This is a genomic window from Methylophilus sp. OH31 (assembly GCF_000576615.1).
In the GTDB taxonomy this organism is placed as follows: domain Bacteria; phylum Pseudomonadota; class Gammaproteobacteria; order Burkholderiales; family Methylophilaceae; genus Methylophilus.
In genome coordinates this window covers 165,568-178,583 of sequence record NZ_BAUS01000012.1, presented here as the reverse complement: position 1 = coordinate 178,583, position 13,016 = coordinate 165,568, and the positions used below count along the sequence as shown (strand labels likewise).

General features: G+C 50.8%; 11 protein-coding genes. 4 read left to right on the top strand and 7 right to left on the bottom strand.

Features of this window, described 5'->3' with window-relative positions; all coding sequences use genetic code 11:
• Positions 1 to 25: 25 nt before the first annotated feature.
• The gene (gene leuD, locus OH31_RS13725; protein ID WP_019882449.1) at positions 26 to 664 is read right to left on the bottom strand and encodes a 3-isopropylmalate dehydratase small subunit; all 639 of its coding nucleotides are present in this window, start codon (positions 662 to 664) and stop codon (positions 26 to 28) included.
• Positions 665 to 676: 12 nt separating this feature from the next.
• Positions 677 to 2,083 carry a 3-isopropylmalate dehydratase large subunit gene (leuC, locus tag OH31_RS13720; RefSeq protein WP_024931178.1) on the bottom strand — a complete coding sequence of 469 codons (1,407 nt, stop codon included), beginning with the start codon at positions 2,081 to 2,083 and terminating at the stop codon, positions 677 to 679.
• 119 nt (positions 2,084 to 2,202) lie between these two features.
• Between leuC and OH31_RS13715 the strand changes: the two genes are divergently transcribed.
• Both OH31_RS13715 and pagP read left to right on the top strand, forming a co-directional pair.
• Positions 2,203 to 3,003, top strand: a complete 801-nt coding sequence (locus OH31_RS13715) for a helix-turn-helix transcriptional regulator (RefSeq protein ID WP_024931177.1) — start codon at positions 2,203 to 2,205, stop codon at positions 3,001 to 3,003.
• 35 nt (positions 3,004 to 3,038) lie between these two features.
• Entirely contained in the window at positions 3,039 to 3,596 is a 558-nt protein-coding gene (gene pagP / locus OH31_RS13710) for a lipid IV(A) palmitoyltransferase PagP (RefSeq protein WP_370576187.1), read from the top strand.
• Positions 3,597 to 3,608: 12 nt separating this feature from the next.
• Here pagP and cimA read toward each other — a convergent pair whose 3' ends face one another.
• The 5 genes from cimA to OH31_RS13685 all read right to left on the bottom strand — a co-directional run bounded on the left by cimA (position 3,609) and on the right by OH31_RS13685 (position 9,129).
• Entirely contained in the window at positions 3,609 to 5,177 is a 1,569-nt protein-coding gene (cimA, locus tag OH31_RS13705; RefSeq protein ID WP_024931175.1) for a citramalate synthase, read from the bottom strand.
• Between the two features lie 5 nt (positions 5,178 to 5,182).
• Complete coding sequence (locus OH31_RS13700) at positions 5,183 to 6,406, bottom strand: argininosuccinate synthase (protein WP_024931174.1); 1,224 nt, start codon at positions 6,404 to 6,406, stop codon at positions 5,183 to 5,185.
• Between the two features lie 38 nt (positions 6,407 to 6,444).
• Complete coding sequence (gene argF, locus OH31_RS13695) at positions 6,445 to 7,362, bottom strand: ornithine carbamoyltransferase (protein WP_019882457.1); 918 nt, start codon at positions 7,360 to 7,362, stop codon at positions 6,445 to 6,447.
• Positions 7,363 to 7,384: 22 nt separating this feature from the next.
• On the bottom strand, positions 7,385 to 8,575 hold the full coding sequence (locus OH31_RS13690) for an aspartate aminotransferase family protein (protein WP_051089062.1): 1,191 nt from the start codon (positions 8,573 to 8,575) through the stop codon (positions 7,385 to 7,387).
• Between the two features lie 62 nt (positions 8,576 to 8,637).
• Positions 8,638 to 9,129, bottom strand: a complete 492-nt coding sequence (locus tag OH31_RS13685) for a urate hydroxylase PuuD (protein ID WP_024931173.1) — start codon at positions 9,127 to 9,129, stop codon at positions 8,638 to 8,640.
• Between the two features lie 375 nt (positions 9,130 to 9,504).
• Between OH31_RS13685 and mqo the strand changes: the two genes are divergently transcribed.
• Positions 9,505 to 11,058 (top strand): malate dehydrogenase (quinone), encoded by a 1,554-nt coding sequence (gene mqo, locus OH31_RS13680; RefSeq protein ID WP_081755166.1) that lies wholly within the window; start codon positions 9,505 to 9,507, stop codon positions 11,056 to 11,058.
• Between the two features lie 164 nt (positions 11,059 to 11,222).
• Positions 11,223 to 13,001: an adenylyl cyclase gene (locus OH31_RS13675; protein ID WP_242402299.1), complete on the top strand. Its 1,779-nt coding sequence runs from the start codon at positions 11,223 to 11,225 to the stop codon at positions 12,999 to 13,001.
• Positions 13,002 to 13,016: the final 15 nt, after the last annotated feature.

Below are 13,016 nucleotides of genomic sequence, written 5' to 3'. Positions count from 1 at the left end.
TCTTTGCGAGAGAAGACACGTTCCATTAAGCAAATAACCAGGGCTGACTTTGTTTGTGCTTTTCTTCAAAAGCACGGATCTCATCCGTATGCTGTAAAGTCAGGCCGATTTCATCCAGGCCGTTCAGCAGGTTGTGCTTACGGGTAGGCGTAATTTCAAAACTGAATGACTGGCCAGAAGGCGTGGTCACCGTTTGTGCGGCCAAATCGACATTCAGTGTATAGCCTTCATTGGCCAGGCATTCTTTGAACAGGCTATCGACTTGCTCAGCTGAGGCCACAATCGGCAAAATGCCATTCTTATAGCAGTTGTTAAAGAAAATGTCGGCAAAGCTAGGCGCAATAATTACGCGAAAGCCTTGGTCCTCAATCGCCCATGGCGCGTGTTCGCGCGAAGAGCCGCAACCAAAGTTATCACGCGCCAGCAGCACTTGTGCGCCCTGATAACGTGGCTGGTTCAGGACAAACTCTGTGTTAAGCGGACGGGTACTGCAATCCATGCCAGGCTCGCCATAGTTGGTATAACGCCACTCATCAAACAAGTAAGGGCCAAATCCAGAACGTTTAATCGATTTCAGAAACTGTTTCGGGATAATGGCATCGGTATCGACGTTGGCACGATCCAGCGGACAGGCCAGCCCATTTAAAGTAGTAAATGCTTTCATGATGTTCTCCTCTTATGCGCTGCGCACGTCCACAAAGTGACCGGCAATCGCAGCAGCGGCAGCCATTTCCGGACTGACCAGGTGCGTACGACCACCCGGGCCCTGGCGGCCTTCAAAGTTACGGTTAGAGGTAGAGGCACAGCGCTCACCCGGGCTCAAACGGTCTGCGTTCATGGCCAGGCACATGGAGCAACCTGGCTCACGCCACTCAAAACCAGCCTCAATAAAAATCTTGTCCAGGCCTTCAGCCTCTGCCTGGCGCTTCACCTGGCCAGAACCGGGCACGACCATCGCCAGTTTGATATTGCTGGCCACTTTTTTACCTTTGGCAACACCAGCCGCAGCGCGCAAATCCTCAATGCGGGAATTTGTGCATGAACCAATAAAAATCTTATCCAGCTGAATTTGATCAATCGGCGTATTCGCTGACAAGCCCATGTACTTCAAAGCGTTTTCGATACTGGTGCGCTTGGTTGCATCCACTTCTTTCGCCGGATCCGGCACCGTAGAGCCGATTGGCAGCACTTGCTCGGGTGAGGTGCCCCAGGTCACTTGCGGCGCAATTTCAGCACCATTCAAGGTCACCACGGTATCAAACTCTGCGTCAGCTTCAGAGTTCAGCGTAGTCCAGTAAGCCACTGCCTTGGTCCAGTGGTCACCTTTAGGCGCATGCAGACGACCTTCGAGGTAGGCCGCTGTTTTCTCGTCTGGCGCGACCAGGCCGGCACGTGCACCAGCCTCAATCGCCATATTACACAGCGTCATACGGCCTTCCATGGACAAGCTACGAATCACTTCGCCACCGAATTCAATCGCATAGCCAGTACCGCCAGCAGTTCCGATTTTGCCAATAATAGCCAATGCCACGTCTTTCGCGGTCACACCTTTGCCAAGCTGGCCATCAACACGCACCAGCATGCTTTTGGATTTTTTGGCTACCAGTGTTTGTGTTGCCAACACGTGTTCTACTTCTGAGGTACCAATACCATGCGCCAAGGCACCGAAAGCACCATGGGTAGAGGTATGGCTATCGCCACAGACCACAGTCATGCCAGGCAATGTCGTACCATTTTCAGGCCCGATGACGTGGATAATGCCCTGATCTTTGTTTTTAAACGGGAAATACACCAAAGCACCAAACTCTTTGATGTTATTGTCCAGGGTCTCTACCTGCAGACGCGAGATCGGGTCTTCAATACCTTTGTCCCAATCTTTGGTCGGTGTATTGTGGTCAGGGTTCGCCACAATACTGGAGTTACGCCATGGCTTGCGGCCAGCCATACGCAAGCCTTCAAACGCCTGCGGGCTGGTGACTTCGTGTACCAGGTGACGGTCGATATAAATCAAACAGGTGCCATCAGATTCCTCATGCACCACATGCGATTCCCACAATTTGTCGTACAGCGTTTTGCCTGCCATGACTGTTCCTTTCTTACCACGCAAATATTGATAAAACTCGCGCAGAATACCTAAGTTTTAATACCCTTACAAGAAGATAGTTTATACTAGTATTAAGACTAATAGGATAAACAAATCAAATGGATACGAGAAGGCAGGAACTGGCAGAATTTCTGCAAGCCATGCGTCAGCGTGGCACCCCGGAAGAATTCGGATTCCCTTCTGGTTCACGCCGCCGTACACAAGGTTTACGCCGCGAAGAAGTCGCACAACTGGCCAGCATCAGTGCGACCTGGTACACGTGGATAGAGCAGGCACGCGAAGTCAATGTCTCAGCCGAAGCGCTGGACAGGCTGGCAACAGCCTTGAAACTCAGTAAGTCTGAACGCAGTTATTTGTTTGATATGGCCGACAGACGTGATCCACAAGCACATCAAAACGAAGTCGATACGGCCCCGGAAACGCTGGTCGCCATGCTGAACCAGATACAGATTCCCGCCTATGTGATGGGCCGCACCTGGGATATCCTGGCCTGGAACCAGCCAGCAGGGTCATTATTTACCGGACTGCTGGACGTCGCCTGGCCAAAGACCCAGCGCCCAAACCTGCTGCGCTTTGTCTTTGCAAACCCGCAAGCCCGGCAGTTTGTCGTTAATTGGGAGATGCGTGCACGCCGCCTGGTGGCTGAGTTCCGCGCAGACTGCCGCTCGAGATTAGAGGAACCTGAGGTCAAGCAACTGGTCAGTGAGTTAAGTACCGCCAGTGTAGAATTTACCCAATTCTGGAAACAACATGATGTGCTGGAAAGGCAAGGCGGGCAACGTGAGTTCCAACACCCAGTCGATGGACTAATACATTTTCAACAGGTGACATTAAAACCCGTCGAGCAAGAGCAATTGAAATTGGTACTGTTACAACCAGCAAGCACCGCCATTTTGTGAGAAGATGTTAAGTTAACATTCAAGCATTTAGAAATATGATGAAAATAACCATACTCTTATTGATCAGCACACTCAGCCTTTGTGCAAATGCTGAAGATTCGGGCTCAGATATCCAAAACGGCTGGTATGCTCAGCTCAAAAACCACCTAACTGACGTGTGGCAAAAGGCTGATCAAACCGACTTATATGTCCCGCTGGTGACCTATCACAACAGAAGCATGTACTCGAAAGAGAAGATCGACTCGTTTAACGAGCGGCCATGGGGACTGGGCATCGGCAAGTCATACCGCGATGCTGATAGCAACTGGGATGGTTACTATGTGATGGCATTTAAAGACTCACATGACGACTGGGAACCCATTGTCGGTTATGGACATGTCAAAAATCTGGTCGGCCAGGCCAGTGGCTTAAATGCCGGCGTGGGATTAACGGCCGGGTTCACAGCCAGAAGTGATTACAACTACAAGCCGCTGCCTGTGCTGCTACCGATTGCAGCCATGGGATACGATAAAGTGATTGTCAACGCCACCTATGTGCCTGGCACAAAGGGCAATGGTAATGTGCTGTTTATGTGGTCAACGGTGGCATTTTAACTGGCGCGCAGATTAAACGCGGATCAGTTTATATTCAATCGCATCTTTCAGCGCCAGCCATGAGGCCTGAATAATGTCAGAAGAAACGCCCATGGTGGCCCAGGTGGTTTGCTGATCGGTAGACTCAATCAATACCCTCACCTTGGCCGCAGTCGCCAGGTTAGAGTCTAGCACGCGCACTTTGTAATCCACCAGCTTGATGTCCTTGATAGCCGGATAGAATGGCTCCAGCGCCTTACGCATGGCTTTATCCAGGGCATTGACCGGACCATCACCTTGCGCAGTGGCTGCCGCATCCTTGCCTTTGACGCTCAAATGGATGCTGACAGACGAGTTCAAACCATCTTCCGAAGGCTCGTAAATATTCACTTTGTAATGTTGCAAGCTGAAAAAAGGCTCAAACTTGCCCAGCAATTTTTGCATCAGCAAATCAAAAGAGCTTTCGGCATTTTCAAACTGGTAGCCTTCGTGCTCCAGCGCTTTGAGATGCTCCAGGATATTGACTGCAGCGTCAGACTCTTTGGTCAAGGCAGGATCTATTTGTTGCAATTTGCGCAAAATCGCGCCGCGCCCTGCCACCTCAGACACCAGGATATGGCGCTCATTGCCGACCGTCCCGGGATTAATATGCTCGTAAGATTTAGGGTTTTTATTCACCGCATCAATATGCATGCCGCCCTTGTGTGCAAAGGCATCATGACCCACATACGGCGCTTTATCGTTAAATGCCACATTGGCCACTTCACTGACAAAACGCGCCGCCGCCGTCAACTCAGACAATTGCGCCGGTGACACACACTCCAAGCCCAGTTTGAGTTGTACATTCGGGATAATTGATACCAGGTTGGCATTGCCACAACGCTCACCAATCCCATTGATGGTGCCTTGCACCTGTACTGCGCCTGCCTGCACGGCCGCCACTGAGTTCGCTACGGCCATTTCGCAATCGTTATGGCAATGAATACCAATTTGAACGGACGGGAAATGCTTCACCACGGTCTCTGTGATCGCAAACACTTCGTTCGGGAAGGTGCCGCCGTTTGTATCACACAATGCCAGCACATCAGCCCCAGCATCCACTGCGGCTTGCAGGGTTTGCATGGCATATTCGCGATTGGCCTTGTAACCATCGTAGAAGTGTTCAGCATCAAACACCACCTCTTTGCCCTGCGCTTTTAAATAGGCAATGGTGTCACCTATCATGGCCAGATTTTCCTGCAAGGTCGTGCGCAGGATATCGGTGACCTGGTAATCCCAGCTTTTGCCAAAAATGGCCACGGCTTGTGTGTTGGCAGAAAGTAGCGATTGCAAGTTCTTATCTTCGGCCGCGGCAATGCCGATGCGACGCGTACTGCCAAAAGCAATAATTTTGGCATGCTGCAATTGCAACTCACCGACGCGTGCGAAAAACTCAAGATCTTTAGGATTAGAACCCGGGTTTCCCGCTTCAATATAGCCTATGCCCAACTGGTCCAGGCGTTGCACGACCTTGAGTTTATCTTCAACGGAAAAAGACACGCCTTGCGCCTGCGCGCCATCACGCAACGTGGAGTCGTAAGCAATGACGCGTCGATTGGCCATAAAAATTATTTTTTACGGTTGTGCAAATTAGCCGCAATACGCATACGCAAAGCATTCAGCTTGATAAAGCCGCCGGCATCTTTTTGATCGTAAGCGCCTTTGTCATCTTCAAACGTTGCAATGGTTGAATCAAACAAGGAGTCGGTCTTGCTGTCACGACCCACGACAATCACATTGCCTTTGTAAAGCTTGACGCGCACCCAGCCATTCACCGTCGCCTGTGTATGGTCGATCAGCGTTTGCAAGGCAACACGCTCAGGGCTCCACCAGTAGCCGTTGTAAATCAGGCTGGCGTAACGTGGCATCAAGTCATCTTTCAAATGCGCCACTTCGCGGTCCAATGTGATGCTTTCAATCGCACGGTGTGCTTTGAGGATAATGGTACCGCCAGGCGTTTCGTAGCAACCACGTGACTTCATGCCCACATAGCGGTTTTCCACCAGATCCAGACGGCCCACGCCGTGCTTACCACCAATACGGTTTAATTCGGCCAGAATCTCGTGTGCTTTCATGGCTTTGCCATTCAAGGCCACGATATCGCCATGTTTGAACTCAATATCCAGGTACTCGGCAGCATCAGGTGCCTTTTCCGGTGAAACCGTCCAGCGCCACATATCTTCTTCAGCTTCAGCGGAAGGATCTTCCAGGTGACGGCCTTCATAAGAGATATGCAACAAGTTCGCATCCATGGAATATGGACTGCCGCCTTGTTTATGCTTCATTTCCACCGGGATACTGTGTTTTTCGGCATAAGCCAGCAGTTTTTCACGGGACAACAAATCCCACTCACGCCATGGCGCAATAATCTGGATATTCGGGTTGAGCGCATAAGCGCCTAACTCAAAACGGACCTGGTCGTTGCCTTTACCTGTTGCCCCATGCGAAATGGCATCAGCTTTGGTTTCATTGGCAATTTCAATCAGACGCTTGGCAATCAATGGGCGTGCAATCGAAGTACCCAGCAGGTATTCGCCTTCGTACACGGTATTGGCACGGAACATCGGGAACACAAAATCACGCACAAACTCTTCACGCAAGTCGTCGATATAAATCTCGCTCACGCCAAATTTCTTGGCTTTTTCACGTGCCGGTTCCAGCTCTTCGCCTTGACCGAGATCAGCGGTAAACGTCACCACTTCACATTGATAGGTATCTTGTAACCACTTCAAAATCACGGAGGTGTCCAGACCACCGGAATAAGCCAACACCGCTTTTTTAATATCGCTCATCTAAATTATCCCAAACTGAATTCATCTGGCTTGTGAAATCAAGCCACTTTTCCTAACAACAAATACTCCATGAGTGCCTTCTGCGTGTGCAATCTGTTTTCTGCCTCATCCCACACCACGCTTTGCTTGCCATCAATCACTTCGGCAGACACTTCCTCGCCGCGGTGCGCTGGCAGGCAGTGCATAAACACCGCATCGGCCTTAGCCACTTTCATCATGTCTTCATCGACTTGCCAGTCAGCAAAATCTTTACGACGCTCTTCGTTTTCGGCTTCAAAACCCATCGATGTCCACACGTCAGTGGTCACTAAATCTGCATCACGAGCCGCTTCCATCGGATCAGCAAAAGACTCAAAGTGCGAGGTGCCATACAAATTGGCGCGCTCAGGCTCAACTTCATAGCCCGGCGGCGTAGAGACATGTACATTAAAGTCGAGGACTTCTGCCGCTTGCAACCAGGTATTGCAGACGTTATTACTGTCACCAATCCAGGCCACGGTTTTGCCTTGAATCGACCCACGATGCTCGATAAAAGTGAAAATATCAGCCAGTATCTGGCACGGGTGGTATTCGTTGGTCAGGCCATTGACCACAGGCACACGCGAGTTTTGCGCAAAGCGTTCAATAATGCTTTGCTCAAAAGTACGGATCATAACGATGTCGCTCATACGCGAAATCACTTGTGCTGCATCTTCTACCGGCTCACCGCGACCCAGTTGTGAGTCACGCGTATTGAGATAAATCGCTGAGCCGCCCAATTGCTGCATACCTGCCTCGAATGACAGGCGCGTACGCGTACTGGCTTTTTCAAAGATCATGACCAGCGTGCGGTCGACCAGCGGCCAGTATTGTTTGTAGTCTTTAAACTGCGATTTAATCCATTTGGCACGCGCAAAGATATGTTCAATCTCGTCGCGCGTCAGGTCATTAAATTGCAAAAAGTGTTTAATACTCATAATGTGTTGGGCACTTGTTCAATCAAGCGCTTGCCTTTAAAAAATTCAATATCAGTGGCGTCAGCCTGCTAACCAGTTCATCCGCTTCTTGCTTGTTCATCACCAGGGATGGCAGCAAACGAATCACTTTTTCAGAAGTCACGTTAATCAGCAATTTGGCCGCCAATGCCTGCTTGACCAACTCTGCACAAGGCCTATCCAGCTCGATGCCTATCATCATGCCAGCATTGCGGATGTTGATGACGCCAGCTTCACCTTTGAGCGCGGCAGTAAATTGCTGGCGGATGTAATCACCCACCGTGTCTGCATTTTCGCGCAGTTTCTCTTCGGCAATAATATCCAGTGTGGCCAAACCAGCAGCTGTCGCTAACGGGTTGCCGCCAAAAGTAGAGCCATGCTTGCCTGGGGTGAAGGTTTCAGCCGCAATGCCACGCGCCACACAGGCGCCAATCGGCACACCTGAGCCCAGGCCCTTGGCCAGGGTCATGACATCAGGCACGATGCCAGTATGCTGGAACGCAAACCAGGTACCGGTTCTGGCAATGCCGGATTGCACTTCGTCGAGCATGAGCAACCAGCCATTGGCATCACAAATCTCGCGCAAGCCTTGCAAATAGGCTTTGAGGCTGGCCGGAATATGCACGCCACCTTCCCCTTGCACGGGCTCGACCAGGATGGCAACCACGTTGTTTTTGTGTGAAGCGATGGTTTTTACTGCCTCAAGATCATCAAATGGCACACGCAGGAAACCACTCACCAAGGGCTCAAAACCGGCCTGCACCTTGCGATTGCCAGTAGCAGACAAGGTTGCCATGGTCCGGCCGTGAAAGCTTTGATCCATGACAATGATTTCCGGGTGGTCTATGCCTTTGTTATGGCCATACAGACGTGCCAGCTTAATGGCCGCCTCGTTGGCTTCACAACCAGAGTTACAGAAAAACACACGGTCCATGCCGGACAATTCAGCCAGTTTATCGGCCAGCGCAGATTGCTCGGCGATCTGGTAAATATTGGAGACATGTATCAACCTGGCAATTTGCGCATTGAGCGCAGCCACAAACTTTGGATGGGCATGGCCCAAACCATTTACTGCCACGCCTGACAGCGCATCCAGATAGCGATCACCGGCAGTGTCTGTCAGCCAGACGCCCTCGCCTTTGACAAACGTCACAGGCTGCCTACCATAGGTGTTCATTAAGTGTTCCGAATGCATTTCAAACCCTTTTTCAAAAAACAAAAACGGCGGCTTAAGCCGCCGTAAACGCCTTAAACCCGCTAAAAACCTAATACTGCGCGATGACTCAATCCATTCGCCATAAAAAACAACATTGGCAATGAAAGCATCAAATTGGTACGCGATGCCAGCATGGCCACACGTCGCGCTTTATTTTTTGCCGCATCATCCGCGGCAACCATACCCAGAATCTTTTTCTGGTTGGGCCAAATCAGTGCCCAGACATTAAACAGCATAATCGTACCCAACCAGGCCCCTACGCCTATCAGCTCAAATCCGTTACGCAATGCAAAGGCATCAACAAAATGTGGCCCCAGCAAAGCCGCACCGGCCAGCCAGGTCACGACAGCCGACCAGCGAAACCATAACAAGGCGCGTGGGGCAATATGTTTATTAATCCCGGCGGCTGTTCCATCCGCAGCGGCAGCCTTCAGGCCTGCCATTTGTACCAGGTTGAAGTAATAAAGCAGGCCGACCCAGGTAATGCCTGCCAGAAAATGTATCCATCGCGCGAGTGCCGGTACCAGTTCCATGGATTAGCCCCCTGCCACAATGAAATTTTTAAGGAAAAAAACCAGAGCCAGGGTTAACAGCAACCCTGAAATGACGGACCCGACAACTGATTCCAGCGGATTTTTCATACGCACCCCAATCATGTGTTCCACAGTGAGCCTGACTACTTGTCACGCTTAGGGAAAACTTGCCGCATTACGACTCGATGACGCTTGCGAACTGTTTGCCCTAACTTCAAGTCAGGATTCGTTTTTTTCTAGTTTTAAACCATTTCTGGTGAATGTCAGAGATTACCGCAAAAGCCTTTTGTTGACAAGTTCGTGCAATCACGATTGCAGCGGCTTTACAGGCGATTCAATGTCGTCTATGCAGCGTGTTTTTCGATTTATATTATAATGCGCGGCGGCATTATGATTGTGCGTTTGACATCCAGGCGCCTCAACACGGGGGAATCACAAACCATGGCAACAACTGATCTCGATGTATTGTTGGTTGGTGGCGGCATTATGAGCGCTACGCTGGCAGTTCTGCTACATCGACTCGACCCAACCCTGCATATTTGCATGGTAGAGCAACTCGATGATGTTGCCCTCGAAAGTTCAGATGCATTGAACAATGCCGGGACCGGTCACGCCGGTTATTGTGAGCTCAACTACACCCCCAAAGATAAACATGGCGACATTCAGATTCGCCGCGCCCTCGAAATTAATGCGGCCTTCGAGGTCTCGCTGCAATGCTGGTCTAGCCTGGTCAAAGAAGGCGTGTTAAATGCGGCTGATTTTATTCAGCGCGTGCCACATTTAAGTGCCGTTTGGGGCGAAGAAGATACTGCATTCTTACGCAAACGCTTTGAGACATTACAGGCGCATCCACTATTTGCCGAGATGCAATGGAGTGACCAGGCCAGTCAATTAAGCGACTGGATGCCGCTGATGATGGCGGGTCGCCAGCCTGCCGGAAAAATGTCTGCTACCCTTGTCGCACATGGTTCGGATGTGAACTTTGGTGCCCTGACACGTCAACTGGTTGCCTATTTAAAAACACGCCCAAACTTCACCTTGCTGACGCAATCGCGCGTCACCAAACTCAAGCAGCAACAGCAACGTGAACAAAGCAGCTGGCAACTGCATATCCAGCATTTACCTTCAGGACACACGCAAACCTATCAATCCAAATTTGTCTTTTTAGGTGCTGGCGGTGGTGCTTTACCTTTACTGCAACAATCTGGCATCCCGGAAGCACACGGTTATGGCGGCTTCCCGGTCAGCGGCCAATGGCTGATTTGCAACAACACGAAACTGATCAACGCGCATCATGCAAAAGTCTATAGCCAGGCGGCTGTTGGCGCACCACCCATGTCCGTGCCGCACCTGGACACACGCATGATACAAGGCCAGCCCGCGTTGCTGTTTGGCCCCTATGCCGGGTTTACCACGCGCTTCCTTAAACAAGGGTCGCGTTTTGACCTGGCCAAATCGGTCAAACTGAAAAATATCAAAAGCTTGCTCGGGGTTGGCCGCCACAATATCGACTTAACCAAATACCTGATTAAAGAAGTCTTTCAGAACCACGAGCAGCGCATGGAATCCTTGCGCGTGTTTCTGCCCGAAGCAAACAGCAATGACTGGCAGCTCGCGCATGCCGGACAGCGCGTACAAATTATCAAACGCTGCCATCAGCATTGGGGCAAACTCGAATTTGGCACTGAAATTGTTGCCAGCGCCGATGGCAGCTTAGCTGCCCTGCTTGGCGCCTCACCTGGTGCCTCGGTTAGCGTGAAAGCCATGCTGGATGTACTGCAACGCTGCTTCGCCAACCGTATGCAAAGCCAAGATTGGCAAGACAGCCTCAAATCACTGATCCCTTCTTTTGGCGAATCACTGATTGATGATGCCGCCTTGCTGGCACGGGTACGCCGCGACACATTGAGTACTTTAAATCTGGGCTAATCCCTCGGAATCTGGGCCAGCCTCGCGCTGGCTGCTTGCAGCATCAGGGTGTCACAACGGCATGACACCTTGCATAAAATGAGGATAGAAAATGAAAAAAGTTGAATTTCATCCTCGCTATTGCGGTCATGTATAAAATGATTTTTCTTGGAAGCCACTTGTTTATGCGTTCTTTTTTGTCAGATCACTCAAGCTTTAATAGCGCCATCTTTAAAAAAACAATTGCGTTTAAAACACTGAGTGCGATGCTTGCCACCCTATTGCTTGGTTGCCAGGCGACTGAGGCGCAAAAAAACCAGCCCGTTACACCCGATTTTGGACAAAATGTCCTGATCCTGGACCCCGGCATGTCCTCGACGGATATCCAAAGCAAGCTGGATGCGCTATTTAAACAACAGGAAAGCAACCAGTTTGGCCCAGAACGCTATGCCGTCCTGTTTAAGCCTGGCGTTTATCACAACAAAGTCAAACTCGGCTTTTATACGCAACTGCTAGGCTTGGGACAGTTTCCTGATGATGTGATGCTGCAAGGTGGCATTCAGGTAGAAGCACGCTGGCATGAAGAAGATGCCACACAAAACTTCTGGCGCAGCGTAGAAAACCTTTCGGTGACCCCAGACAACGGCACCATGCAATGGGCCGTGTCGCAAGCTGCGCCCCTGCGCCGCATTCATGTGCGCGGCAATATGCTGCTCGATGACAATGGCGGCTGGTCCAGCGGCGGCTTTATTGCGGATAGCCTGATTGACCAGCAAATCAATTCAGGCACGCAACAACAGTGGTTGACCAGAAATTCAACCGTTGGCAGCTGGACCAATGCCAACTGGAATATGGTTTTTGTGGGCGTTAAAAATGCACCCGATGGCGGGCACTGGCCTACCCCGCCTTACACGGTGGTCGAGAAAACGCCCCTCGTGCGTGAAAAACCATTTCTCACCATAGACGGCACAGGTGCTTACCAGGTATTCGTGCCTGCCTTGCACACCGACACGCAAGGCATCTCCTGGCAACAAGCACACGTAGCAGGTGAAACTTTGCCGCTTTCGCAGTTTTATATTGCCAAAGCGGCGGTTGATACTGCAGACAGTATCAATACCGCGCTAAGCAGTGGCAAGCACCTGTTGCTAACGCCTGGCATTTATACCTTGAACAAGCCTTTGCAAGTCACGCAACCCAATACCGTCGTTCTGGGCTTGGGCATCGCCACCCTGAAACCCGTAGCGGGTAATGTTGCCATGTCGATTGCCGATGTGGACGGCGTAAAACTGGGCGGCGTGTTATTCGACGCCGGTGAAAAAAATTCTGACGTTTTGCTGCAAATTGGCGAGCACAAGGGTGCGGTCAGTCACGCCAACAACCCCACCACCTTACATGATGTATTTTTCAGGGTGGGCGGTGCGGCCGTTGGCAATGCCACGCACAGCGTCATCATCAACAGTAATCATGTGATTGGTGACAATTTGTGGGTATGGCGTGGCGACCATGGTAATGGTATCGGCTGGGCCAGCAATAAAACCAAGCACGGTATCGTCGTCAACGGGGATGATGTGACCATGTATGGCTTGTTTGTAGAACACTTTCATGATTACCAGACCGTGTGGAACGGCGACAATGGTGCGGTCTATTTCTACCAGAGCGAGGCACCTTATGATGTGCCTGATCAGCAAAGCTGGATGAATGGGAGTGTCAATGGTTTTGCTTCTTACAAAGTGGGGGACCAGGTGACGCGCCACAAAGCGATAGGCATGGGCGTATATTGTTTTTTCAATGACAATACCAGCGTCAAACTCAATAGCGCAATTGAAGCACCGGTGAATGCGCAGATTCAATTCCAGCGCATGACCAGCGTGTCATTAGGTGGTACCGGGGAAATTACCCATATCCTCAATAACCTGGGCGATGCCGCCAGGCCAGGTAATGAAGTGGTGAGATACGCTGACTAAACATCAGTGACCTGA

What these genes read in the sequence shown, in the direction of transcription:
- OH31_RS13685 (WP_024931173.1), bottom strand. Translation starts at nt 9,129, where the DNA reads ATGGAACTGGTACCGGCACTCGCGCGATGGATACATTTTCTGGCAGGC.
- pagP (WP_370576187.1), top strand. Translation starts at nt 3,039, where the DNA reads ATGATGAAAATAACCATACTCTTATTGATCAGCACACTCAGCCTTTGT.
- leuD (WP_019882449.1), bottom strand. Translation starts at nt 664, where the DNA reads ATGAAAGCATTTACTACTTTAAATGGGCTGGCCTGTCCGCTGGATCGT.
- leuC (WP_024931178.1), bottom strand. Translation starts at nt 2,083, where the DNA reads ATGGCAGGCAAAACGCTGTACGACAAATTGTGGGAATCGCATGTGGTG.
- OH31_RS13690 (WP_051089062.1), bottom strand. Translation starts at nt 8,575, where the DNA reads ATGCATTCGGAACACTTAATGAACACCTATGGTAGGCAGCCTGTGACG.
- mqo (WP_081755166.1), top strand. Translation starts at nt 9,505, where the DNA reads ATGCGCGGCGGCATTATGATTGTGCGTTTGACATCCAGGCGCCTCAAC.
- OH31_RS13675 (WP_242402299.1), top strand. Translation starts at nt 11,223, where the DNA reads ATGCGTTCTTTTTTGTCAGATCACTCAAGCTTTAATAGCGCCATCTTT.
- OH31_RS13700 (WP_024931174.1), bottom strand. Translation starts at nt 6,406, where the DNA reads ATGAGCGATATTAAAAAAGCGGTGTTGGCTTATTCCGGTGGTCTGGAC.
- OH31_RS13715 (WP_024931177.1), top strand. Translation starts at nt 2,203, where the DNA reads ATGGATACGAGAAGGCAGGAACTGGCAGAATTTCTGCAAGCCATGCGT.
- argF (WP_019882457.1), bottom strand. Translation starts at nt 7,362, where the DNA reads ATGAGTATTAAACACTTTTTGCAATTTAATGACCTGACGCGCGACGAG.
- cimA (WP_024931175.1), bottom strand. Translation starts at nt 5,177, where the DNA reads ATGGCCAATCGACGCGTCATTGCTTACGACTCCACGTTGCGTGATGGC.